The organism is Pedobacter sp. (assembly GCF_965279535.1).
Classification (GTDB): Bacteria; Bacteroidota; Bacteroidia; order Sphingobacteriales; family Sphingobacteriaceae; genus Pedobacter.
On the sequence record NZ_OZ257244.1, the window covers coordinates 4212138 to 4236705 of the forward strand.

Sequence of the window (24568 nt, forward strand, 5' to 3'; positions counted from 1 at the left end):
TCCCTAAAGTCTTTAAAACGAAGCACAAACATCGATTTCGGATAAAAAATAGGATAAGGGTGTAAAAAAAAATCAGGGATATTTGGAAGAGTTGCAGATTTAGAATAAATTACCTTTCTTTAGCAAAAGAAAAACCAAATAAATTAATCCAGAGGGGTTCTGGGAGTGAATAAGACATGGCAGAAAAGAAGAAATTTACGCTTGAGTACGAGGTTAAATCGTCGCCAAGAATATTATACAGTTTTATAAGTGAACCTAATGGTTTATCGCAGTGGTTTGCAGACGACGTAAATTTCCGTGATCAGGTATATACCTTTACCTGGGATGATGAGCAGCAAAAAGCAAAACTGGTAGCGATAAAGGAGTACAAATCGGTTAAATTTAAATGGCTTGATGATGAACCGCAATGCTATTTTGAGATGGAAATTGTACAGGATGAGCTAACCAATGATGTGGCCCTGGCCATAACCGATTTTACCACAGATGATTTGCTGGCCGAGAAAAAACAGATTTGGGATAATCAGATCGATTATCTGATCAGTGTATTGGGTGCCTAAAAATCTTGCGCTTTTGCGTACCTTTGTAGGGTGAAAAAAATACATCTTCTATTAATAAAAGCATTTATAAAGCCTTTCGTTGCCACGTTTTTTGTGGTAATGTTTATCCTTTTAATGTTTTTCCTGTTTAAATGGATCGATGATTTAATAGGCAAGGGCTTTGAGTGGTACACCATTTTAGAGCTCATGGCGTATGCATCTGCCGCCAACGTAGCTATGGCGTTGCCATTATCGGTGTTGCTTTCTTCTATTATGACATTTGGCACACTGGGCGAAAATTATGAGCTGGTGGCCATCAAATCGGCAGGGATTTCTTTGCAAAGGGCTATGCGGCCCTTATTTGTGGTTATTCTTATCTTAACCATCAGTTCGTTCTTGTTTTCGAACTACATGCTGCCCAAAGCCAACCTTAAATTTAATTCCTTACTGTACGATATCCGGAATAAAAAGCTTTCCTTTCTGATTAAACCGGGTGTTTTTAACAACAGTATCCCGGAGTATTCTATCCGTGTAGACAGTAAGGATGAAGACGGCATGTTGCATGGCATCATGATTTACGACCGTAAAAACAGCAACGGGATTCCGAAAATTATCATGGCCAAAGAGGGCAAGATGGAAAAGACAGATGATGGCGAGTTTTTGGTGCTGCAACTTAAAAACGGGGTGCAGTATGAAGAGGGCTCGAGCAACAGCGGAACCTACAACCCCAGACAAACCTTCTCGCGCAGGCGCTTTAAAGCCACGGCGCCACGGTTTGATCTTTCGTCTTTTAAACTGAACCGTACCGATGAAAATGCTTTTGGTAACAGCACGCCCATGCTCAATTTAAAAGGCATTGAAAGAAAACACGATTCCTTGAGCAGGCAATTGGATACCATACACCGCAACACCATGCTTAATGTTAAAAGTAACTTTAAACAATACAATACGGTTGCAGGTTACTCTAAAGTAAAGATAAAACCTAAAAAAATAAGTGAGGTTATTTTAAGGGATATCCCTAACGGATCGCGCAAGGTGAGTGTTGAAAACGCAGCCAATATTGTTGCCGGTTTAATGCAGCATTTACCCAACTGGGTGCCGAGAGATAAGGATGTTAAGGGCGAAATTATTTTTACACGTGTAGAGTACCAGCGCAAATTTACGTTGGCTGCTTCCTGTATTTTGTTGTTCTTTATTGGCGCACCGCTGGGGGCCATTATCCGCAAAGGTGGAATGGGTTTGCCCGTAGTAATGGCTATTTCGTTCTTTCTGGTCTACCACATTATTACAACTGTTGCAGAGAAATCGGCACGGGAAGGTAACCTGAACCCGATTTTTGCCATGTGGATTGCCGTCATTGTGCTATCGCCGCTGGCTGTGTTTTTAACCTATAAAGCCACGGTAGATTCGGCATTATTCGATATTAATGCTTACAAGCTGTTTTTCAACAAATTATTTAAGATAAAACCTAAAACCAACGGATCTTAATCATTTAACTTCCAAATGATATTTTGATCCCGATAATGCCTAAAATAGGTCGTACCTTTGTATAGCTAAAAAGGATGGATTGAATACCCCTGTTTAGCCACAAAATTATTGTTCATAACAAATGCAAACAAAGTTAAATACCATAGAAGAAGCAATTGCTGATATTAAAGCCGGAAAGGTAATTATCGTAGTAGACGATGAGAACAGAGAAAACGAAGGCGATTTTTTAACAGCTGCAGAAAATGCTACCCCGGAGGTAATCAATTTTATGGCTACATATGGTCGCGGATTAATCTGCGCACCGTTAACAGAAGAGCGCTGCAAGGAGCTTAACCTGAACTTAATGGTGGGTAAAAACACCGCCGCTTACGAAACGAATTTCACCGTATCGGTTGATTTGGTTGGCCATGGTTGTACAACGGGTATTTCGGCCAGCGATAGGTCTAAAACCATGTTGGCTTTGGTAGATCCGAAAACCAATCCTGAAGAACTGGGCAGACCAGGACATATTTTTCCTTTAATTGCTAAAGATGGTGGTGTAATCCGCAGGGCTGGTCATACAGAAGCTGCGGTAGATTTAGCCCGCTTAGCCGGGATGAAACCTGCCGGACTTTTAGTAGAGATTTTAAAAGAGGATGGTGAAATGGCCAGACTCCCGGATTTATTTAAGATTGCTGCACAGCATCAGTTAAAAATCATTTCTATTGAAGATTTAATTGCTTACCGGTTAAACATAGATAGCCTGATTAAGCAGGAAGTGAGTATTGATTTACCTACGGCCTGGGGCGAGTTTAAAATGACTGCTTATACCCAACTGGATAACAATGCCACCCATTTGGCGATTTCTAAGGGCGAGTGGAATGCCGATGAGCCTATTTTAGCTCGGGTGCACAGTTCTTGCGTTACGGGCGATATTTTTGGCTCTTGCCGGTGCGATTGCGGCCCACAGCTGCATAAAGCTTTGGAAATGATTGAGAAGGAAGGTAAGGGAATTGTGGTTTACATGAACCAGGAAGGTCGCGGTATTGGCCTGATTAATAAACTGCGCTCTTATAATTTGCAGGATGCAGGTTTTGATACAGTTGAAGCCAATATTAAGTTAGGTTTTAAAGGCGATGAACGCGATTATGGTGTTGGCGCACAGATATTAAGATCGGAAGGGGTAACCAAGATGCGTTTAATGAGTAATAACCCTACCAAAAGGGCTGGCCTGATTGGCTATGGCCTGGAAGTAGTAGAAAATATTCCGATAGAAATTGAAAGCAACGTACATAACGAGCGCTACCTTAAAACCAAAAGGGATAAAATGGGGCACTCGATTATGAAAGGCTAGTAGAGTTACAGGTTATGGGTTGTGGGTGGTTGCGGGTAGTGATCCGGACTAAGCTATAAGCCTTAATTATCTGGTTAACAAAGAGGAGTTTTAAATTTGGATTGCATTGCACCGAATTTGGAACTCCTTTTTTTATGGAAAAGTTTAAACCTGGTTAGGGCTCAGGTGCTTAGCTGAACTGGCGATACGCACAAGAGTTCAGCGTAACAACAGTGGTTTAAGAAAACAGATTCTTCACTGCGCTGGATGATAAGTTTTGAAAAGTACGAAGTCAAGGCCCTGATACATGCTCAGGGTGACGGAGGCAATGCTGCGGATAGAACGGATTGGCGATTAGAACTCCAGACTGACGACTCCAGACTATTTCCGCTGTTTCCCCTGGTTCATAATCGCTTCTTTATTAATCGATTTATTCACTTTAACAGGTGCTTCGGTTTGTTTTCTTTTCAGGTTGCGACGATATGCTCCGGTGAGTTTTTGCAGGAACTCCCTGAAGGTATCAAACTGCTGGGTATACACCAGTCCGAATGAGGTTACATTGGCCGTGGCGCTGATGCCGCTGTTTAAGAAAATGCTTTGCTGGGTTGGTGGCTTATTGGCTACCTTACCTGTTAAACTGCCGTCCTTTTTAATCAGGAACAGTGCCTCAACCTCGCTACCCACATTGTTTTTAGAGAAGTCGATTACGGAGAAGTCGTTAATGCTGTTACGATCTACAATACCTGCGTTGATAATTAAGCGGTCGTTAAAGAACTTGAAGGATGCATTGGCCTCACTTAGCGACCTGACGTTTAAATCGACAAAGTTGAGGTTTAATGATGATAGTACATTGTTAAACTGGTTAAACACCAACTCTGTAGCCGTACTGGTAGCGGTAGAGCTCAATTGGTTACCAATAGATTCACCTCCGTTACCTGGTGCAAAACTCCTCCTGATGATTAAGCTGAATGCCTGTAGATTCAGGTTATTCTGGTCGCTGAAATAAGTTTGTAATTCTTCTTTAATGGCAGGCTGAGAAGGGAAGTTGATGTCTAGTTTAATATCTGGTTTTAAAAGTAAACCACTCAAACCCATTTCTACCTCTGTATTTACACGCTGGTTGGCATTGCTACTTGCATCGCGGTTGGCTGCTTTAAATAAATCGCTTAAGTTAGCCCGCAATGCATAAATAGCCTTCAGGTTAATCTGCGCTGCTGTTGGGTTACCGGTCCAGCGAATGGTACCGCCCTGTCTGATTTCGAATTTCTTATTGATTACTTCCTGGGCCGTAAAGTCGAAACTTCCTGTTTCAATGATGTAATCGCCAGACATTTCGAAATCGCCTAAGCTGTTAATGTTCAGGTTTAATTCTGCATTACCTTTTCCACTTAAATTACCCAATGTGGTAAATATATTGGCTGTGGTATTCGGATCTATGGTGAGTTTAAAGGTTAAAGTCAGTCCATCGAAATTAGTGGTTTTCTTCACCAGCTGTGTAGAATCGCGACTTACAAAATTGATGAAGTCATTATCAGATACGGTTTCTGAACTGTTTAATGGCAGGTTGAAGACTGTACCTTTAGCTGTTTTGGCCTTAATATCGATCTTCATTTTACTGGTTGGGCCGTTAAACTTAAATACCCCTGTGCCGTAGGCTTTACCATAATAAATGGAATTGTCTTTTGAGGTGGTATTTAAGGCCATAAAATCCTGTGCATTCAGGGTTACATCAAGCGTTGGGTCATCCAGGTTGTTTAAATCTACCGTTCCGTTTCCAACTGCTTCGTGCCCTTCTAAATCGTTCAGTTTGAAGTCTTCTAAACGGATTACACTGTTTTCGATGTTCACATCATCCGTAATTACATAGGTTGTTTTGAGGTAATTTACCATCAACTGCCCCTTATTTAGGGAGAGTGTACCATTTATGGCTGGTTTATCTAATTTTCCTTTTATGGTTAAATCAGATGAGATGTTTCCTTTTAGGTTAGATACCAGTTGTTTTACAAATGGCTCCAGGATGGTGAGTTTGCTTTCATCCATCTTTACTTCGAGGTCGATCTCTTTTTCTTTTAAATCCAGCCCCCCTGTAAGTTTGAAAGTTTCGGTATCCTCTACATTAATTCTGGTAAATACATTGATTTTGCTGCTTCCGCTGTTGAATGAAGAGGTATCGGTTAGCGTACCAATATAGATATCATTAAAGTTTAAGGAATCAATTTTTACATCATCATTTACCCGCGGGCCTTTTAATATGCCATAAAGATCAGTTTTGCCATTAAGGTTTCCACCCAATTTTACGCCGAAGCCTTTGGTAAATGGGTTAAGGGTTTTCAGGTTAAAATCTTTAAAGCCAACCTTCAGCAGGTCTTTCGGGTCTTCAGAAATGAAGCCATCTATGGTAACCTGTTGTGGCCCGTTGGTGAGGTCGAAGTTGCTGATCTCTGTTTTACCATTGTTAAGTACAATGCGTACTTTTTCCTGAATCCGCCATTCTTCGCTGTTAATTTTCAGGATAGAAGGGAGAATGCTTAAGCGGGCAGTGGTGTCCTGGTTTTTGGTGAATTCTACCAATCCGTTTAAATCGAGCTGGTTGGCTTCATCTGCGTTAGACATTTTTACGTTGAAGGCCAAACTATCATTTCTAAGGATATTGGAAATGTTCACGTCCTTCATGTATAAGCTATCGTTAAGCTGCACCCGGTCAGAGGTTACAATGAGTTGCAGTTGCTCTTTAGTGGTGTTCTCATCCAGGATGATGTTGCTTACCTCTACGCCCTTAAATTTCAGTTTTTTAACAAAGCCACTCAGTGCGGCAATATTATTTCGGGAGTCGAAATCTCCGATAAAGGTTGCGCCTTCCTCTAATTCGAGGCCAGGGGAAATGAGTTGTGCCAAAGGCTCAAATTTTTTGATCTGAAGGTTAAATTTAAAAATCTGTTCATTGTATTTAAAAATATCGGCCTTTAGCGATGGAACGTAAGTTTTAGCGATGGTTTTATAGTAAGAAATGATTGAGTTCAAATCGTACTTTCCACGGATGCTCGCGTCTAAAATGTCGGATTTAATATCTAAATTTCGGGATACACCGGTACCATTGGCCACCAGTTCTACCGAATCTACATGATAAATGCCTTTCGGATTTTGTAATCTAATTTCCTGAATAAGCAATTTACCTTCAATGTTATTGAGGTTGGTGCCAGAAAAGTTAGTTTGGAATTTAGCATCTACAATTAAAGAGTCTTTTAAAAGTTTTAATGCCCTTAATCTGGCTTTGGTAATGGTTGCATTGAAGTTAAATACAGGTAGTTTCGGATTGAGGTTAACCCCGCCGTCAAATACCAGTTTCACATTTTTATCATTAATACTCAACTTACCATCGAAATAGCGCTTATCAAAAGTGCCATCTATTTTTACGTTGCGGTAGCGGTACTGGTTAAAATCAATATAATCTACATCACCATTAATTTTTTCGGTTAGGTTTTTCAATTCCGTACCCCGGCCTTTTACATAAAGTGAAGAACTGATGCGTCCCAGGCTTTTCTCCTCTAAAAGGTTGCCGATATTGAAATCGAAGGTCTTAACGTTTCCTGTATAAGTAGGTACATCGTTTTTATCGATCTTCATGTTTACATCAGAAACAACGCGGCCAAGTTTGGTTTTAAACTCGCCATAGGCGATAAAATCATTCATGAATCCGGTAAAGTTACCGTTGAAGTTGATGTTGCCAAACTTGCTTATAATACCTGGAATAACCTTCTTTTTACTGTTGGTAATGCCTGCCACCACTTCTTCCAAATCAGTTTTGTTAGAGCCAGCCATTTCAATTTTAAGATCCATGAAGGTTTCTTTTATTTTAGGAAGCCCTTTTAAGATAAAATCGCCTTTGATATAGGTGGCTTTTCCGGTTTTAACAGAAAGTTTTTTGGCGCGCAGGTTGTTTACTAAACCGGTAATCTGACCATCAACATCCAGGTCGAGCTTCATATCGGCAAGTTCTGGCGCAAAGTAAGCCACATCTCTGGAAGATAGATGACTGTCTTTAAAAATGGCTTTCATGCGCACATTATCAATATAATGGTTAAAATCTCTAAAAGTATTGAACCGCATTTGATAATAGTTGCTCAACCGGCTTTGATTGGTTACCAGCAGTAAATTTTGGAGTTCTATGGCATTTGTGTCGATGGTTGCATCAGCACTGAGGTTTTTTAAATAAAACCCACTTTGTTCTCTAAAAGTTAAACCTTTAATTTTCGCTTTAAGCAAATGGTTTTTGGTATCTAAACCTTCAACAATCCCACTGAGTTCGTTTAAGTCTATGTTGTCGAAATTAATGGTCTTGCCCTGAAGCGTGTCTTTGGCAGCATAATTTTTATACTTAAAAGCAAATTTGTTTAAGATTACCCGTCCTATTCCAACGTCATATGGTTTTTTCTTCTTTTTTTTGACAGTAGGCTTACCAGAATCGAAATAGTCTATAATGAAATCGAGATTAGAACGCTTATCTTTAAAATCTTTTAAAAAGAAGTGCCCATCATTGATTTGGACCGTGTTGATGTCAATAATTCTTTCTTTGATAGACAGTTTATTGATGTCTACCATGAACTTTGGAGTGTGGAGTAAAGTGTCTTTTTGTTGATCGAGAACGAGTAAGTCTTCCAAAACAATAGATTTGAAAGGCTTTATATACAAGCTCTTGATGGAAATAGTAGTGTTAAGCTCTTTAGATAGGTAAGCAGCAGCTTTCTTTGCAACATAAGTTTGTACAGGCTTAAATTGTAAAGAAAAAATAATAAGTGCAAGCAGCAAAATTATTGATGCAATTACCCAAAGGAGTATTTTAAATAGTTTTTTAATAATTTTGCAGCTTAAATATTAATAATTTGTCTGTTATACTTGCTATCGAGTCCTCTTGCGATGATACTTCCGTTGCTGTATGTAACAACGGCAAAATTACTGCCAATGTTATTGCAAACCAAACAATTCATCAAAATTATGGTGGTGTAATTCCCGAATTAGCTTCGCGGGTACATCAACAAAATATTGTGCCTGCTGTGGCGCAGGCTTTAAAAGATGCCAATGTTACCAAACAAGACATTGAGGCCGTTGCTTTTACGCGTGGGCCAGGCTTGTTGGGCTCTCTTTTAGTAGGTGTTTCTTTTGCTAAGTCATTTGCATTAGCTTTAAATATACCGTTAATTTCTGTAAACCACATGCATGCCCACATTTTGGCACACTTTATTGATGATCCAAAACCGGCCTTTCCTTTTTTATGTTTAACCGTTTCTGGCGGGCACACGCAAATTGTATTGGTAAAGGACTACTTCGATATGGAGATTGTAGGTGAAACGCTGGACGATGCAGCGGGTGAGGCTTTTGATAAAACCGCAAAGATTTTATCGCTCCCTTATCCTGGAGGGCCGTTAATTGATAAGCATGCCCAGTTGGGTAATCCCCTGGCTTTTAAATTTGCGGAGCCGCAGATTCCGGAGTTAAACTTCAGCTTCAGTGGATTTAAAACCTCGATACTTTATTTTATTCAAAAGCAAGAAAAAGAGAATCCTAACTTTATTGCCGAAAATTTGAATGATATTTGTGCCTCTGTGCAGCATAGCATTATTCAGATTTTAATGAATAAGGTTAAAAAGGCAGCAATACAATATAACATTAAAGAAATAGCCATCGCGGGAGGGGTATCTGCCAATTCCGGATTGCGAAATACACTTAATCAAATGGCAGGTGAGCTAGGCTGGAACGTTTACATTCCGGCTTTTCAATACTGTACAGATAATGCGGGGATGATTGCCATTGCAGGATACCATAAATTCTTGAAAGGGGATTTTGTAGGGCAGGAAGTTTCACCACAGGCCAGGATGGAGTTTTGAGCAAATGAAAAGGCTGTTCAGTTGATTAATCGCTTGGTGGTTTAACTGATAATGGCGTAAGGGCCGGCGCAGACGACTGTAAACTGAAAACTAAGAACTGAAAACTAAGAACTGTAAACTGAGAACTGTAAACTGAAAACTGAATATGACTGGAGCATCATTAATATTTTGGATAGTTTGTGCGATACCACTGGTAGGGCTTTTATACTATTTAATCAGAAAAGATAAAAATAAATTAAAAGGAAGTTGGGGGATAATTATTTTAGGTGCATTGGTTATTGCAGCGCTTTTGGTTATAGTTTATGTAACTAAAGACTTTAATGCGATGTTTAGCCAGGGAAATTAACCTTGCAAGCTTATTATAGCAAAAGAGCCTGCTTAGTAGATAAGCAGGCTCTTTTTTATGAGAAATTATCGTCTTATTTTTCTTCTAAATGTTCGCCGGTAACTTCGGCTTTGATTTTAATTTCCAGTTCTTCTGCCAATTCAGGGTTATCCATTAAAAGTTGCTTAACAGCATCTCTTCCCTGACCCAATTTAGTATCTCCGTAAGAGAACCATGAGCCGGCTTTTTTAATGATGCCGAAATCAACACCTAAATCGATGATCTCTCCGTTTTTCGAAATACCTTCACCAAACATCACATCAAATTCTGCAATACGGAAAGGCGGAGCTACTTTGTTTTTAACGATTTTTACTTTCACGCGGTTACCAGATACTTCATCAGAATCTTTAATTTGTGAAGTACGACGGATATCTAAACGTACTGAAGCATAAAACTTCAATGCATTACCACCTGTTGTCGTTTCAGGGTTACCAAACATTACACCGATCTTATCACGTAACTGGTTAATGAAAATACAGCAACATCCGGTTTTTGAAATGGTTCCGGTTAATTTACGTAAGGCCTGGCTCATTAAACGTGCATGTAAGCCCATTTTACTGTCGCCCATTTCGCCTTCAATTTCACTCTTCGGTACTAAAGCAGCAACGGAGTCAATCACGATTACATCAATCGCACCAGAGCGAATCAGGTTATCGGCAATTTCCAGTGCCTGCTCACCATTATCCGGTTGAGAGATCAACAGGTTATCGGTATCAACACCTAATTTCTTAGCATAAAACTGATCAAATGCGTGCTCTGCATCAATAAATGCTGCAATGCCGCCTTTCTTTTGTGCTTCGGCAATAATGTGTGTAGCCAAAGTTGTTTTACCAGAAGATTCTGGACCGTAAATTTCAATGATACGACCTTTAGGAATACCACCGATGCCTAAGGCGATATCTAAGCTGATGGAACCGGTAGAAATGAATTCGATAGGTTCTACTGCTGTATCACCTAATTTCATGATGGTTCCTTTACCGTATGATTTTTCTAATTTATCTAGGGTTAATTGTAGGGCTTTTAATTTATCTGCGTTTGCGCTCATGTTCTGTTAAATCTGTTCGTAAATATAAGGTTATATCGGCTAAATATCTAAATGTATAATACTAAAATATTTAGCTAAGGTAAAAGTTTTTTAGCTAATGTCAATAGTAAATTGAAAATAATTTTAAGATTCTTTCTTTTCCTTTTCTCTTAGCGCAGTTTGACGCTCAAAGTAGCGGCACATATAGGTAATTTCACAAACATCGCATTTAGGGCTTCTAGCCAGACATACATATCTGCCATGTAAAATCAGCCAGTGGTGTGCAATGTGAATATCTTGTTGGGGCAGGTGTTTAACCAAATCTTTTTCTACTGCTAATGGTGTTTTTCCATTGGTTAAACCCAGCCTGTTGGCAACACGGAATACATGGGTATCAACCGCCATTGCAGGTGCATTGTAAATTACTGAAGCAATTACATTGGCTGTTTTTCTGCCTACACCTGGCATTTTCTGAAGTTGGTCTACATCTGAGGGCACTTCATCATTAAAATCATGTAACAAAATATTGGCCATTCCAACCAAATGTTTGGCTTTATTGTTAGGGTAACTAATGCTTCTGATGTAATCAAAAACAATGTCGGGCGTAACTTCAGATAAGGCTTTTGCATTCGGAAAACGTTGAAAAAGGGCAGGTGTAACCATGTTTACCCTTTTATCTGTACATTGTGCAGAAAGAATTACCGCCACTAAAAGTTGGTAAGGGTTGTTGTAATGTAATTCTGTTTCCGCATCTGGCTGTTTAGCCGAAAAATGTTCTACAAAAAGTTTATACCGTTCTTTTTTAAGCATGGGCAAATATAGAAAATTGATTGCTGAGGTATTGATGGTTAAGCTTGGTTTATTTCTGCAATCAGGTTATCACATTCTGTAAAAGCATGATATAAAAATTTGTTTCGGTGCTTCTCTCCCTGGCCGCTGAAAGATACGGATTTCATGATCAGGCCCTGCATCCATTTCCTGGTTTGAAGGCAATAGGGCTGATCTTCTGTTCGTAAGTAATTAAAGGTATTGAAACGGTTGTAGCAGGCCATGTTGTCTTTAAAATCGATCAGGTAGGAGATACTGCCTAAAACATCGCAGTTGTACCAGGTAAAGGTATGGCTGGGGTCTATGGTTTTTTTGCTGGCAATGGCGTACATATTCATATCGGTGAGGCAATACCTCACTTGCTCAATAATTTGTTCGGCCAGAGGGCTGGAGATATAGCCTGCTTCGTGTGCATAGCGAATCTGCTCTATCGTGCCATGTACAGTATCTTTTGCCCATATTTCAGTACAGGGAATTTCCAGATAGAGCTGATGAAGTTCCTTGGCTAAATTGATAATCTCTTCTGTAAATATACCTGGATCGAATTTCGTATCGGTATTCATCACGCTGTCCGACCAGTAAAAAAGCTTAAAGCAAGTTAATTCAGGATATTTAAAAAAGTGGAACAAGGGAATGTCATCTGTAGTAATGGTAATGTGTTTGCTCTTGCTTTGATGGATTTTTTGAAGATTCTTAAGGAGATCTTTTAAGTAGAGGAGCATATTGGGGATCTCCTGATCTACGCTCAGGTAATCGAATGTTACTGTAGGAAGCTGATCGGGCTTGTATAAGAACGGAACGCCAAAGTTATCTGATAGCTTCACAATCTGCTGTAAATTTAAAGTACTATTGCCTCTGATTTTTTTGTAAGCCTCGTTGGTACTAACCTCTAACACTTCCGCTACCGTTTGAGCCAAATTTTGGTAATCGGGTATAACGGATTTAATGCGGTTAAAAAAGTCAATCTGCTGATTCATATCTTTATTTCTTTAGGATAAAAGTAATCAAAATAATAATCTTCTAGATTATTTGTTTCGTGATTACTTTATTAAAAGATTATTTAGATGTTTAAGTGTAAGGTTGTTATTCTTTAGCATGGTAGTTTAATTTTGACTGTATCCTTTAAAGATAATCGGATTGTTTGGAAGGTTATACTTTTGGTTAAACTTTAAATCAACAGATATGAAAACGTTCAAATTAATAATCTTTTTAGTGTTGTTTACATCCGGTGTACAAGCGCAAACGGATACACCGGACTTCTTTAATCATTTGGGAATGGGCTTTGAGTTAGGTGCAGCTACGCTGAAAAAGCCTATGCTATCAGGTTTTATAAGTTACCGCAAAACCCACACTTATTTAAAATTTAAAATGGCTTCGGTATTGCAGGAAAGCTATGAGGTGAATGTGAATGGAGAAGAACAGACCAGGCCGGGCTTGTCTGAAGTAGGATTTGTGGTAGGTAAAATGATTAAGCTGGATGGGGCAGGTTATTTCGAACTCGGGGCCGGCCCTTCTATATTAATGGATTTAAAAAAGTATGATGCGACTAACAGCGATGCCTTTAGGGATAAGATTATTCAAAAAAATGCACCGGGCTTAAGTGCTGAGGTGAGGTATGTATTTCGCTTTTCAGGTACATTGGGGATCTCGCTTTCTGTAAACGGAAACCTCAATCAGCAAAAAAGCTTTGGTACGGCTGGCTTTGGTTTAGTGTTCATGGATCTCGACCGTTAAAATGAAAGCTTTCATAATATTTTTCATTCTGGGCTTATTGGGTAAAGGGATAGTCGCTCAGGAACGAGTTAAAAATTACTTCCCTGTTTCAATATCACGCGCTGCGAATGCTAAGACTAATGGCGTATCAATTGGTCTTATTACTGGTTTAAAGGAAAGGCAAGATAATGTAACCACTAACGGACTAAGGTTAGAACTCGTTGGCTCAGGCATATTTCTTCCATTGATTTCAAAAAGCCCAATAAGCGAGGATGATTTTTTGATTAAGTTTTCTGAGATTAAGTTTACTGAAAAGATAAACGGTATAAGTATATCTGCCACAGGGATGGTATGTGCAGATTGTTTAGTAAGTGGAGTAGCTGTTGGTGGGGTAGGTCAGTATAGCTATGCACACAACGGTATAGTTGTTTCTGTAATAATGACTGTAGTAGAACGGCAAAATGGCCTTCAGATGTCACTTTTTAATGACTGCAACTTAATGAATGGCATTCAAATAGGGCTGAGCAACAGTTCGGTATATTCCAGTGGCTTTCAAATAGGGGTATTGAATAAAGCTTTTAGGAGAACGAGTGGTATCCAGATAGGTGTTTTTAATACGTCAAAAGACTTGAATGGGTTTCAAATTGGTGTCTGGAACGTAAATAAGAAGAGAAAGATGCCTTTTATTAATTGGAATTTTAAAAATTGAGCTTATGAATAAAGTACTGAAAATTGTCCTTCTCCTTTTTATTTCTATTGATGTTGTGGCTCAGGCAGATTCACTCCATCAAAATCACAAGGTGTATTTTGGGCTTGGCTTTGGTTTAGGGCCGGGAAATAAAGAAGGCATATTTTCTGATGCCTATGTTTATCTCCAGCGAAATAAATACTATTATGAGTTTAAAACATCGGGAATAGCCAAAGTTAACCTTTTTGGCGACTATCCAAATCTTACTGTTTCTGAGCTCTCCTTTATCCTGGGAAAAAGTTATAGCTTAGATAAACACAGTTATTTTCAGTTCGGAACAGGGTTATCATTATTGAATAAGATAAGTCGTGGCGAATTTCTTTATAACAACTGTGATAAACCTAATGGATGTTTATTAAGTAGTAGTGTTTATGAGACGATTCGGCAGCGGCCACTTGGCCTGCCGCTGGAAACAAGATTTAATTTAAACCTCGATAGAACTGCCGCACTTACTCTTTCTCTATCTGCAAACTTAAATCGTTTGGAGTGCTTTTATGGGCTATCATTAGGTTTGGTGCTGGGACGGTTGAGAGACCCATTAAAATAAGCTTAATGCATCATCACAAATTTTTCTTCGCCTTCAGCGGCAACCGTTTCGCCTGGAGTGGAGCGGTTATTTCTGATTAACCAAAAAGCAAAGAATGATCCAATAAGCGCCATCGCAGCACCAACATAGGCAGGAGAAGTGTAGTCGAAGCCATAGGCGAGGGGTAGTCCACCGAAAAATGCGCCTAAAGCGTTACCGATATTGAAACTGGCCTGACTGGCAGATGCGGCCAACATTTCTGAGCCTTTGGCCGATTGGATCATCAGCATTTGTATAGGGGCTGCTAAAGAGAAAGCAACTGCGCCTGTAATGAAGGTCATGATTAATGCCAGCACCTGGTTACCCGAAACAAAGTGAACAATAGTTAAGGTTACTACCATTACGATCAACAATGCTGCAGATGCTTTTGCGGGTGAAAACTTATCTGCAAGGATGCCGCCAATAAAGTTACCCACCATCATTCCTACACCTGCAAGCATCAATATATAGGTTACATTGTCTGCAGAGAATCCGGCTACCTCCGTCATTAATGGTGCAATATAGCTGTACCAGGTAAATAAGCCACCTGTGCCGATAGAGATCATAAAAACAATGATCCAGGCATCCCTCTTTTTAAAGAAGCCTAATTCTGATTTTAAATCGCGGTTTTTCGCAGCTTCCAATGCCGGCAGCCAGAGTTTTAAACTCAATAGCGTAACTAATCCTACGAACACCACTACGGCAAAGGAGATTCTCCAGGAAAAGTTATGACCTATAAATGTACCTAATGGAACGCCTATGATATTGGCAATGGTTAATCCCATAAACATGAGTGAAACAGCTTGAGCGGCTTTCCCTTTCTCTGCGATGCGGCTGGCTACAACAGAACCAACACCGAAAAAAGCGCCGTGCGGCAAACCAGATAACAGCCTGGCAATAAATAAGGTTGTAAATGAAGGAGCAAAGGCAGAGAATGCATTGAATACGGTGAACATCACCATTAATGACAAAAGGATTTTTTTAGGTGGATATTTACCTGCAATCATGATGAGCAGTGGCGCGCCAATGACTACACCAAGTGCATATGCTGAGATAAGATAACCTGCCTTAGGTATGCTTATTGATAAATCTTTTGCAATATCTGGCAACAAGCCCATCATTACGAATTCTGTAATACCGATGCCTAAGCCGCCTAAAGTGAGGGGTAAAAATTTCTTTTGCATAAATACATAGTGTTAAAAATACACTATGTAAAGGTACGGGTTTTTTGAAAATCGAATTGTAAAAATTAAGCCATCTTGTCTTTGGTCTGTCCGCCCATGGTCCATGGCTCACGGACCAGCTTCTTTATGCAAGCTTCTTTATGTAATGGTCTGTGCGTCGCAGGTCATGGGGAATGGGAAAGGTTCAATTTGCAAGGATGATTTGAGTAATGATTGTGAATTAGTAATGGTCTGTGCGTCACAGACCATGGTGACAAAAAAAAGGCTGCATTACCAGGTAATGCAGCCTTTGCTGTGGGTGAAATTTACTTTGTTTTGCTGTAAGCAAGAATGTTGTTGATGGTATCGTCACTTGGACTTTTCATCAAGCTATCTAACTTATTTTTGATCTGGTCATAAAATAAGTTGATTTCTGCATCAGATTCATTATCAGTGGAAGACTGAAACATGTTTTGAAGGGGTAAATTTGCACTTGTTTTCGATGTAGAGGTTTTTGTCATAAGCAACTAAATGTGATAAGTTTTATAAACTTAACGATAGTTCAGATGCTTTATTTCAAAGCTCAATACATTTTTTGTAACAAGTTTGCTACCCTTTGTAGCTTACCTCTTTTGTTTTAAGCATTTTCCTCAAATTGCTCAAGGCGTAGCGCATACGGCCCAGTGCAGTATTGATGCTTACATCAGTCAAATCGGCTATTTCTTTGAAGCTCAAATCCGCATAATGGCGCATTAAAAGCACTTCTTTTTGCTCATCTGGCAATAAGTGAATCATGGCTTTTAAATCTTTATGGGTTTGATCGCGGAGCATTCTGTCTTCTGCACTCTCGTCATAAAAGTGTAGCATATTGAATACATCCATACCATCAGAACTGGTGATGATAGGTGTGCGTTTTTCTTTTCTGAAGTAATCTATAACCAGGTTATGCGCGATACGCATTACCCAAGGTAAAAACTTACCTTCTTCGTTATATCTTCCTGATCGCAATGTATTAATTACCTTTATGAAAGCATCCTGAAAAATATCTTCCGCCAGATATTGGTCTTTCACCAATAAGTAGATAGAAGTATAAATTTTGCTTTTATGTCTTCTTAAAAGTTCTTGCAATCCACTCTCGTTACCGGCAATATATAACTTTACCAGTTCCTGATCATTATTTGATTGTAAATTCATAGGTATACCTACACTAAATCCCGTACTATTTGCTAAAAATTAATTTGTAGATGTTTAATTTCTATAGCTGCTCTCCTATGTTTTTTTTGATGTGTTAGTTTGGTTCTGAGGTTGTTAATATTCAAAGAAAGTATTTTTTTTATCAAAAAACAAAAAATAAAATGTTAAAAAATAAATTAACCGTCTCAGTACCCTATTTTTGTATGTTTTTAAAAACCCAATCATAACTTCTGGGTTATGTTTTAAAACCTTTATCATTCATGAGCAAAAAAGAAGCCGAAAAAGATCCGCACAGAAATATTATTATAAAAGGTGCCCGGGTGCACAACCTTAAGAATATAGATGTTGCTATACCAAAAAACAAATTGGTTGTGGTAACAGGAATGTCAGGCTCTGGAAAATCTTCTCTGGCTTTTGATACTTTATATGCAGAAGGACAACGCAGATATGTAGAAAGTTTATCGGCCTATGCCCGCCAGTTTATGGGAAGGATGAATAAGCCCGATGTAGATTATATTAAAGGGATTGCACCTGCCATTGCCATCGAGCAAAAGGTAATAACCTCCAATCCACGCTCCACAGTTGGAACTTCTACGGAAATATATGATTATTTAAAACTGCTTTTCTCCAGGATAGGCAAAACCATTTCTCCGGTTTCTGGTGAAGAAGTAAAAAAGGATTCGGTGAGTACAGTGGTAGATTACGTGAGCAAACTGGAAGAGGGAACTACCGTTACCATCTTTTGTCCATTATATCCGCACAATAACAGAACCATAAAAGAAGAACTGGCCATTTTGCTCCAAAAAGGTTTTTTAAGGGTTTTAATAAATAATAAAATTGAAAAAATTGAATCTGTTTTAGACGATGCCTCGTTTAAAGATCAGGAACTTACTGACGACAAAACAGTACAGATTTTAATTGACAGAATTGTAACCAACCAGGAGGAGGAAACTTTAAGCCGTTTAGCTGATTCGGTGCAAACGGCTTTCTTTGAAGGTAAGGGCGACAGTTATGTTGAGGCTAATGGCGAAACGAAACATTTTAGTGATCGCTTTGAGCTGGATGAAATGCGTTTTGAAGAACCTACACCCAATTTCTTTTCTTTCAATAATCCATATGGCGCTTGTAAACGCTGCGAAGGTTATGGAAATGTAATTGGAATTGATGAGGATCTTGTTGTTCCGGATAAGAGTAAAAGTGTTTATGATAATGCCATCGCCCCATGGCGCGGAGAAAAGATGGGCGTTTGGTTGCAAAATTTCATTAAAGCTTCCTCGAAATTCGATTTTCCTATACACAGGCCATTTAGCCAGCTTACCGAAAAGGAACAACGCTTATTGTGGACAGGGAACAAATATTTCTCTGGCCTTGATGATTTCTTCAGGGAACTGGAAGAACAAACTTATAAAATTCAGTACCGCGTAATGTTATCACGCTATCGCGGAAAAACAACCTGCCCGGATTGTAAAGGCTCACGCTTGCGGAAAGACGCTTCTTATGTTAAAATTGCCGGGAAATCCATTATTGATGTGGTACTAATGCCATTAGCCAAAGCATTGGTGTTTTTTAATGAGCTGGATTTATCAGAAAACGATCGCAAGATATCTAAAAGACTATTAGCAGAAATTAACAATAGATTTTTGTACCTGAATAATGTGGGTTTAGGATATTTAACCCTGAACCGACTTTCAAATACCTTATCGGGTGGGGAATCGCAAAGAATTAACCTGGCTACCTCTTTAGGCAGTAGTTTAGTGGGATCTATTTATGTGTTAGATGAACCTAGTATTGGATTACACCCACGCGATACCAATAAACTTATTGAAGTATTACTTTCGTTAAGAAATGTAGGCAATACCGTTTTGGTAGTAGAGCATGAGGAAGAAATGATGCGTGCAGCTGATCACATCATTGATATTGGTCCGGAGGCAGGAACCCATGGTGGTAATTTGGTTTTCAGTGGCGACTACGAAGCCATATTAAAAGACAAAAAAAGTTTAACCGGAAGATATTTATCCGGGGAAGAAAAGATAGCCATTCCGGAAAAACGCCGCAAATGGAAAGATCATATCCTCATTAAAGGAGCAAGAGAGAATAACCTGAAAGGCATTGATGTGAAATTTCCACTGGGTGTATTTACTGCTGTGAGTGGGGTTTCAGGATCTGGTAAAACCAGCCTGGTGAAAAAAATATTGTATCCTGCATTGCAGAAAGCCATTGGTAATTATGCCGGAGAACAAACCGGGGCTTATGATGGTATTTTTGGAAACTATGATCTGGTTAGTGCCGTTGAATTGGTAGATCAAAATCCAATAGGCAGATCGAGCCGTTCAAACCCGGTTACTTATGTTAAGGCCTGGGACGATATCCGTGCATTATTTTCGGCCTTGCCAGCTTCAAAAGCAGCTGGACTTAAGCCAGCGGCATTTTCTTTCAACGTAGAAGGTGGCCGTTGTGATGTTTGCCAGGGGGAAGGAGAGGTTAAGATCGAAATGCAGTTCATGGCTGATATATACCTGCCTTGCGAAGCCTGTGGTGGCAAACGCTTTAAACAACAGGTTTTAGATGTGACTTATAAAGAAAAAAATGTTTCGGATATTTTGGATATGACCATTGATGAAGCAGTTGATTTCTTTAAGGATGAGGCTAAAATTATGAATAAGCTAAACCCTTTGGTAGATGTTGGCTTAGGTTATGTGCATTTAGGGCAATCTTCTAATACTTTATCGGGAGGAGAGGCACAGCGGATTAAACTCGCCTCGTTCTTAATTAAGGGAAATAATGCAAGTAAAACCTTATTTATCTTTGATGAGCCTACTACAGGTTTGCATTTTCACGATATTAAGAAGCTCTTAAAAGCCCTGAATACATTGATAGAACAGGGAAATACCATTTTGGTAATTGAACATAATATGGATATGATTAAATGCGCAGACTGGGTGATAGACATTGGTCCGGAAGGTGGCGATGGCGGTGGTGAAGTAGTTTTTGAAGGTGTTCCGGAGGATTTGGTGAGAGAGAAAACTTCTTATACCGGCAAATATTTGGCTTCTCATTTGAATATAAATCCATAATTTCGGCGATGCTTTTTCTAACGTTTTTCATTGGAGTGTTCCTAAATGCCATGGGATATATTCCTCCAGGTAATATCAATCTTACTGTAGCAAAGCTGGCCATTAATAAAGGTATGCGGCAGGTTTGGTACTTTATCATATCCTTTTCTTGCGTAGAAGTGTTTTTTACCTTCGGTATGATGCGTTTTGCACGTTGGGCTATGAGTGATATCAACCCCAATTCAGCCGTGAGTGAGGTTAGATTGGGGACCCTGGTAGATTGCTTCATGATTATCATGTTTTTGGTAATGGGAACCATCACCTGGTTACACCGGAAGAAAGTACCCAAAACCAGTAAAAAAGAAGAGGATAAACGCAGTGGAAGCGTATTGTATGGTTTAATTTTAGGGATTCTCAATCCTGTTCAAATTCCTTTTTGGCTATTCTTCGGAAACTATGTGATTCTTCACGACTGGATTAATACCGATTATCTGTCATTGGTGATTTTTAGCTTAGGCTCAGGATTAGGATCTACACTGGCACTTTATTTATATGCCCATTTTGCACAATACATTCAAGAGAAATTCGCCTTGAGCAGCATCATAATTAATAAATCAATCGCTATTTTCTTGTTTGCATTGGCGGCGTATTTGATTGTTAAACAGTTGATTGTTGTGTTTTAGTAGGAAGAAGTTGAGTTTCAGGAAGGAAGTATCAATAAAGAAGTATCAAGAAACAAGTATCAAGTATCAAGACGGGAAACTAATATAGCGTAACGCCTAGACGTCATGTCTAATTACTTTATACTAAGTACTAACTACTACAGGATTAACATTAAGAATTTAAGCTAAGGGTGATTCACTAAGCTCACAGGCTTCTGACCTCGGACACCGGTCTCCGGACTTCTTTCGAGTCTTCTAAGAATTGAGTATCAAGAATCGAAGAAACAAGTAGAAAGTATAAAGTATCAAGATGAGAAACTGGTAAAGCGTAATACCTAAGCGTCATGTCTAATTACTTTATACTAAGTACTAACTACTATAGGATCAACATTAAGAATTTAAGCTAAGGGTGATTCACTAAGCTCACAGGCTTCTGACCTCGGACACCGGTTTCCGGACTTCTTTCGAGTCTTCTAAGAATTGAGTATCAAGTATCAAGATGGAGGGCCGGTATAGCGTAGTTTATAGGCCTCATGTCTAATTACTTTATACTAAGTACTCACTACTTAAAACCGGAAAGAATCAGGATTTCTATTTCAAAAACTCCACATTCCAGATCTTTTCTGCTTTCCGACCAATTAGCCAGAAAGAGGCCGCAAGAACGGAGAAGAACAGGGCTTTGTGCCAGCTGTCCCAGAAATATTCAAAATAGCGGGTGTAGAGATTAATAAAAAGAAAGGTTATGCCAAATTCACGGGCGATATCATCCCGATACTTTAAACCAATGAAGGTACTGGCTACACATACGGCGGCGGAAATGAGTGCCCAATAAAATAAGCTTAATTGTCTAACTGCATACCATTCTTCCAGGCTGGCAAAATTTCCGAAAACAGACAGACCCCATAGAGAAACAAACAAATAGACCATGCCGGCAATGTAGGTTACCTGAAAGAATTGCTGGAGTTTGGATATCCTTTTCATTAAAAAGGAAGCAGCTGTTAGCAGGGCACCAAAGGCCACAAAACGCAAGGGGTAGTTCATACCCAGGAAATAATAGTTCCATCGGCTTAGATAGCCTGTTTCGGTGCCAAACCAGGCGCCAAGTGATAGGAGTGCAAAGATCCAGATGAGCCTGGAGTTGAACACGTAACCTAAAACTCCATATATGATCACCGAGATTAAGATCAGGATGGAAAAATTACCCGAGCCATTATCTATCGCTTTTCCAAAATACGCAACCGCATTTGCCGTTAATAAAATAGCAGCAAATACAATGGCTTCGTTGCTAAATTTCAGGTGGCTTTGTTTTTGCTTTCTTTTAAAACCTAAAATATACAGCCATCCGGCAATGCCAGCAGATATGATCGCAATGACGATATTGGGTGTATTGTAAATGCTTTGAAGGTATTTAAGAATAGTATTATCTATTAGCAAGGAGCCCAAAGCAATAACGCCACAAGCCAGTGCTACCCAAAAAGCATACTGTGCAAGGCGAAGCCAATCAAAGTTTTTCGCCTCATAACTTTTGCGAAGCCTGGCTCCTGTTTCTTCATTAATCAAGCCATCGTGTTCCCACTGCTCAATCATTTCATCCAGAAACTCACTCTTTTCGCGGTCAACTTTCATCGGCTTCAGTTGTCAGTTTACAATTTTCAGTTCAACAATAATAACAATAAATTCCCAACCTAAATAACCTCCTTAATCTTCTTATTATTCCCAACAATCCAAACAACATCTCCGGTATCAAAAACAAAGTCTGATGAAGGGTTTAAAATCCGGTCAGTTCCACGTTCAATACCTACAATTAAGGCTTGTGCTTTTTCTCTTATCCCTGCATTTCGGATACTTAAACCATGTACAGGAGATTCGGCATGTACAATCACCTTTTGAAGGCTCATTTCTTTATCTGGGAATCTATCCTCTGAAGCGATTTCCGGCCCTTCAATTTCTAATATACTTTTAACTGCCGCCAATTGATCGTCGGCACCGATTAAAAGTAATTTATCATTGGGATAAAGGCGTTCTCCTCTTCCCGGGGTAGGAATGCTATTTCTTCCACGTTCTATCAGCGCAATATTAACACCATACTTTTCCCTGATCATGAGTGTGGCCAATGTTCTGCCTACCACTTCAGATTCAGGAGATACCGTAAGTTCTGTTAAGTGAGTATCCCAGGGTAAAATGGCTGGTTTTTGATTTTCCCGTGCATTAAGGTTGAGGATAAAGCGTTTTTCTAGTTTGTTATAGAAAGCCTGTAGCTTTCTCGAGAAGATTACCATGACCAGGATAATCAAAATCAATGCAATTCCGGCTGCAACCCAGGTATCAAAGAATTCGTACATTAAAAAGCCTACAAAGAAAATTCCCAATGCAATTCTGAATACCTCAATCGCAATAAGTGGTCCGCGGGTATATTTTTTATTTAGCCAAAGATGTGAATAGGCTGTTTTTTGAATTCTGCGAATAGATAGTGCCCATAAAAAAGGCGCCATGATTATAAATGAAACGACTAAACTAAAAATAGTTGCCTGGATACCATTAACTACATTTTGAGCAATAAAGGGCTGGATATAGCGGGAAGCCAGGAATATGACGGCTACAATAATAACCGAATGGATAACTGTATTAAAAGCATAACTGCGGAGCAGGATTTTCCAATCGCTTAAAGTGGTAATACCGGCAGTACTAGAGCTATAACGGCTAATGCCATCAAGCCATTTTTGAGGTAGAATCCGGTTGAGAAAGTTATAAAAGGATTCGGAGGATTTGATGAGGTATGGCGTAGTAAAAGTTGTAATGGCCGAAGCAGCAACTGCAATTGGGTACAAGAAATCGCTGGTTACTTTTAGGGTTAAGCCGAGGGTGGCAATGATGAAAGAAAACTCACCTATTTGCGCCAAACTCATCCCGGCCTGAACAGAAGTTTTCAGCGGTTGTCCCGAGAGTAGTGCACCCAGCGTAGTGCTGATTAATTTTCCTCCAACCGTAGCCAGGGTAACCACAATAATGGGAATACTGTAGTCCAATAATATTTGCGGATTAATTAACATCCCTACCGACACGAAAAAGATTGCGGCAAATAAATCTTTAACGGACTTTACGAGGTGTTCTATTTTTTCGGCCTGCGTGGTTTCGGCTAAGATTGAACCCATAATAAATGCACCCAGGGCAGGAGAGAAGCCTACCTTCACCGCCAGCAACACCATGATTAAGCACAGCGCGAGTGAAACGATGAGCATGGTTTCATCATTCATGAGTTTTCTGGTAGCCTTTAAAAAGGTTGGAATTAAAAATATTCCACCTAAAAACCACAGGACTAAGAAAAAAGCGAGTTTAAGTATTGAAATCAGCATTTCACTGCCGGCAAATTGCTGGCTCACCGCGAGGGTAGATAGGAGTACAAGCAATAAAATTGCCACTAAGTCCTCAACAATCAGCACACCGAAAACTAATCCGGCAAACTTTTTGTGCTTTACACCTAACTCTTCAAATGCCCTGATAATGATCGTTGTAGAAGAAACTGAGAGAATTCCACCAAGAAATATACTATCCATGGTTTTCCAGCCCATTAATTTCCCAGCCGCAAAACCTATCAGCAACATAAAAATAACTTCTACTACAGCGGTAATAGAAGAAGATCCCCCAACTTTAACCAGTTTCTTGAAACTGAATTCTAGTCCTAAACTGAAGAGTAAAAATATTACACCAATCTCACCCCAAATGTTGATGCTTTTGGTATCGGTTACAGAGGGTAGAAAATCAAAGTGCCTGCTCACCAAAAGGCCTGCAAGGATGTAGCCTAAAACCAGTGGCTGTTTAATTTTTTTAAATATGAGCGTGGTAATTCCAGCAGCAGCAAGAATTAGCCCTAAATCGGCTATTAAATCAGGTAAATGCATTTAAAATAATAATAGGTTAAATATTTTTCAGCGCCAGGCGCATATTATTTGTTTTCGGAAAAATGATAAAGCAGCAGGAGGGAAATGGATTGAACGTATAATCGTTCCATCTGTAG

19 protein-coding genes are annotated in these 24568 nt (G+C 39.4%); 10 read left to right on the plus strand and 9 right to left on the minus strand.

What is annotated here, in order from left to right:
- The first annotated feature begins 176 nt into the window (after positions 1–176).
- The 3 genes from ACQY77_RS17360 (at position 177) to ACQY77_RS17370 (ending at position 3357) form a co-directional block, all read left to right on the plus strand.
- On the plus strand, positions 177–557 hold the full coding sequence (locus tag ACQY77_RS17360) for an START-like domain-containing protein (RefSeq protein WP_421941039.1): 381 nt from the start codon (positions 177–179) through the stop codon (positions 555–557).
- A gap of 30 nt (positions 558–587) precedes the next feature.
- Positions 588–2024 carry an LptF/LptG family permease gene (locus ACQY77_RS17365; RefSeq protein ID WP_421941038.1) on the plus strand — a complete coding sequence of 479 codons (1437 nt, stop codon included), beginning with the start codon at positions 588–590 and terminating at the stop codon, positions 2022–2024.
- Between the two features lie 121 nt (positions 2025–2145).
- Positions 2146–3357 (plus strand): bifunctional 3,4-dihydroxy-2-butanone-4-phosphate synthase/GTP cyclohydrolase II, encoded by a 1212-nt coding sequence (locus tag ACQY77_RS17370; RefSeq protein ID WP_421941037.1) that lies wholly within the window; start codon positions 2146–2148, stop codon positions 3355–3357.
- Positions 3358–3717: 360 nt separating this feature from the next.
- Here the strand turns inward: ACQY77_RS17370 and ACQY77_RS17375 are convergent, their stop codons facing one another.
- Positions 3718–7995, minus strand: coding sequence for a translocation/assembly module TamB domain-containing protein (locus ACQY77_RS17375; RefSeq protein ID WP_421941036.1), 4278 nt, complete (start codon positions 7993–7995; stop codon positions 3718–3720).
- A gap of 221 nt (positions 7996–8216) precedes the next feature.
- On the opposite strand from ACQY77_RS17375, the gene tsaD reads away from it, so the two are divergent.
- Entirely contained in the window at positions 8217–9218 is a 1002-nt protein-coding gene (gene tsaD, locus ACQY77_RS17380; RefSeq protein WP_421941035.1) for a tRNA (adenosine(37)-N6)-threonylcarbamoyltransferase complex transferase subunit TsaD, read from the plus strand.
- Positions 9219–9363: 145 nt separating this feature from the next.
- The gene (locus ACQY77_RS17385) at positions 9364–9564 is read left to right on the plus strand and encodes a hypothetical protein (RefSeq protein ID WP_421941034.1); all 201 of its coding nucleotides are present in this window, start codon (positions 9364–9366) and stop codon (positions 9562–9564) included.
- Between the two features lie 73 nt (positions 9565–9637).
- Here ACQY77_RS17385 and recA read toward each other — a convergent pair whose 3' ends face one another.
- The 3 genes from recA to ACQY77_RS17400 all read right to left on the minus strand — a co-directional run bounded on the left by recA (position 9638) and on the right by ACQY77_RS17400 (position 12432).
- Positions 9638–10648, minus strand: a complete 1011-nt coding sequence (recA, locus tag ACQY77_RS17390; RefSeq protein ID WP_421941033.1) for a recombinase RecA — start codon at positions 10646–10648, stop codon at positions 9638–9640.
- A 123-nt stretch (positions 10649–10771) separates the two neighbouring features.
- A complete protein-coding gene (gene nth, locus ACQY77_RS17395; RefSeq protein ID WP_421941032.1) occupies positions 10772–11437 on the minus strand; it encodes an endonuclease III in 666 nt (221 codons plus the stop codon).
- 38 nt (positions 11438–11475) lie between these two features.
- Positions 11476–12432, minus strand: a complete 957-nt coding sequence (locus tag ACQY77_RS17400) for a helix-turn-helix domain-containing protein (RefSeq protein ID WP_421941031.1) — start codon at positions 12430–12432, stop codon at positions 11476–11478.
- Positions 12433–12637: 205 nt separating this feature from the next.
- Between ACQY77_RS17400 and ACQY77_RS17405 the strand changes: the two genes are divergently transcribed.
- From ACQY77_RS17405 to ACQY77_RS17415, 3 genes are read left to right on the plus strand one after another with little or no spacing between them, the layout of a single operon-like run.
- Entirely contained in the window at positions 12638–13189 is a 552-nt protein-coding gene (locus ACQY77_RS17405) for a hypothetical protein (protein WP_421941030.1), read from the plus strand.
- Between the two features lies 1 nt (position 13190).
- Positions 13191–13877 carry an LA_2272 family surface repeat-containing protein gene (locus ACQY77_RS17410; RefSeq protein ID WP_421941029.1) on the plus strand — a complete coding sequence of 229 codons (687 nt, stop codon included), beginning with the start codon at positions 13191–13193 and terminating at the stop codon, positions 13875–13877.
- Between the two features lie 4 nt (positions 13878–13881).
- The gene (locus tag ACQY77_RS17415) at positions 13882–14463 is read left to right on the plus strand and encodes a hypothetical protein (RefSeq protein ID WP_421941028.1); all 582 of its coding nucleotides are present in this window, start codon (positions 13882–13884) and stop codon (positions 14461–14463) included.
- Between the two features lie 2 nt (positions 14464–14465).
- Here ACQY77_RS17415 and ACQY77_RS17420 read toward each other — a convergent pair whose 3' ends face one another.
- From ACQY77_RS17420 to ACQY77_RS17430, 3 genes are all read right to left on the minus strand, one after another.
- Positions 14466–15665, minus strand: a complete 1200-nt coding sequence (locus tag ACQY77_RS17420; protein ID WP_421941027.1) for an MFS transporter — start codon at positions 15663–15665, stop codon at positions 14466–14468.
- 305 nt (positions 15666–15970) lie between these two features.
- Entirely contained in the window at positions 15971–16114 is a 144-nt protein-coding gene (locus ACQY77_RS17425; protein WP_421941026.1) for a hypothetical protein, read from the minus strand.
- A gap of 139 nt (positions 16115–16253) precedes the next feature.
- The gene (locus ACQY77_RS17430) at positions 16254–16838 is read right to left on the minus strand and encodes an RNA polymerase sigma factor (protein ID WP_421941025.1); all 585 of its coding nucleotides are present in this window, start codon (positions 16836–16838) and stop codon (positions 16254–16256) included.
- 260 nt (positions 16839–17098) lie between these two features.
- Between ACQY77_RS17430 and uvrA the strand changes: the two genes are divergently transcribed.
- Together uvrA and ACQY77_RS17440 are read left to right on the plus strand one after the other, a co-directional pair.
- The gene (gene uvrA, locus ACQY77_RS17435; protein WP_421941024.1) at positions 17099–19912 is read left to right on the plus strand and encodes an excinuclease ABC subunit UvrA; all 2814 of its coding nucleotides are present in this window, start codon (positions 17099–17101) and stop codon (positions 19910–19912) included.
- A gap of 50 nt (positions 19913–19962) precedes the next feature.
- Positions 19963–20574 (plus strand): LysE family transporter, encoded by a 612-nt coding sequence (locus ACQY77_RS17440; protein ID WP_421941023.1) that lies wholly within the window; start codon positions 19963–19965, stop codon positions 20572–20574.
- 570 nt (positions 20575–21144) lie between these two features.
- On the opposite strand, the gene ACQY77_RS17445 is transcribed toward ACQY77_RS17440, so the two are convergent.
- Together ACQY77_RS17445 and ACQY77_RS17450 are read right to left on the minus strand one after the other, a co-directional pair.
- Entirely contained in the window at positions 21145–22179 is a 1035-nt protein-coding gene (locus tag ACQY77_RS17445; protein ID WP_421941022.1) for a DUF2157 domain-containing protein, read from the minus strand.
- Between the two features lie 59 nt (positions 22180–22238).
- Complete coding sequence (locus ACQY77_RS17450; RefSeq protein ID WP_421941021.1) at positions 22239–24452, minus strand: cation:proton antiporter; 2214 nt, start codon at positions 24450–24452, stop codon at positions 22239–22241.
- Positions 24453–24568: the final 116 nt, after the last annotated feature.

Excerpts from the sequence above, each read along its gene's own strand:
- ACQY77_RS17360 (WP_421941039.1), top strand. The coding sequence starts at position 177 with ATGGCAGAAAAGAAGAAATTTACGCTTGAGTACGAGGTTAAATCGTCG.
- ACQY77_RS17370 (WP_421941037.1), top strand. The coding sequence starts at position 2,146 with ATGCAAACAAAGTTAAATACCATAGAAGAAGCAATTGCTGATATTAAA.
- ACQY77_RS17385 (WP_421941034.1), top strand. The coding sequence starts at position 9,364 with ATGACTGGAGCATCATTAATATTTTGGATAGTTTGTGCGATACCACTG.
- recA (WP_421941033.1), bottom strand. The coding sequence starts at position 10,648 with ATGAGCGCAAACGCAGATAAATTAAAAGCCCTACAATTAACCCTAGAT.
- nth (WP_421941032.1), bottom strand. The coding sequence starts at position 11,437 with ATGCTTAAAAAAGAACGGTATAAACTTTTTGTAGAACATTTTTCGGCT.
- ACQY77_RS17400 (WP_421941031.1), bottom strand. The coding sequence starts at position 12,432 with ATGAATCAGCAGATTGACTTTTTTAACCGCATTAAATCCGTTATACCC.
- ACQY77_RS17405 (WP_421941030.1), top strand. The coding sequence starts at position 12,638 with ATGAAAACGTTCAAATTAATAATCTTTTTAGTGTTGTTTACATCCGGT.
- ACQY77_RS17410 (WP_421941029.1), top strand. The coding sequence starts at position 13,191 with ATGAAAGCTTTCATAATATTTTTCATTCTGGGCTTATTGGGTAAAGGG.
- ACQY77_RS17415 (WP_421941028.1), top strand. The coding sequence starts at position 13,882 with ATGAATAAAGTACTGAAAATTGTCCTTCTCCTTTTTATTTCTATTGAT.
- ACQY77_RS17420 (WP_421941027.1), bottom strand. The coding sequence starts at position 15,665 with ATGCAAAAGAAATTTTTACCCCTCACTTTAGGCGGCTTAGGCATCGGT.
- ACQY77_RS17425 (WP_421941026.1), bottom strand. The coding sequence starts at position 16,114 with ATGTTTCAGTCTTCCACTGATAATGAATCTGATGCAGAAATCAACTTA.
- ACQY77_RS17430 (WP_421941025.1), bottom strand. The coding sequence starts at position 16,838 with ATGAATTTACAATCAAATAATGATCAGGAACTGGTAAAGTTATATATT.
- uvrA (WP_421941024.1), top strand. The coding sequence starts at position 17,099 with ATGAGCAAAAAAGAAGCCGAAAAAGATCCGCACAGAAATATTATTATA.
- ACQY77_RS17440 (WP_421941023.1), top strand. The coding sequence starts at position 19,963 with ATGGGATATATTCCTCCAGGTAATATCAATCTTACTGTAGCAAAGCTG.
- ACQY77_RS17445 (WP_421941022.1), bottom strand. The coding sequence starts at position 22,179 with ATGAAAGTTGACCGCGAAAAGAGTGAGTTTCTGGATGAAATGATTGAG.
- ACQY77_RS17450 (WP_421941021.1), bottom strand. The coding sequence starts at position 24,452 with ATGCATTTACCTGATTTAATAGCCGATTTAGGGCTAATTCTTGCTGCT.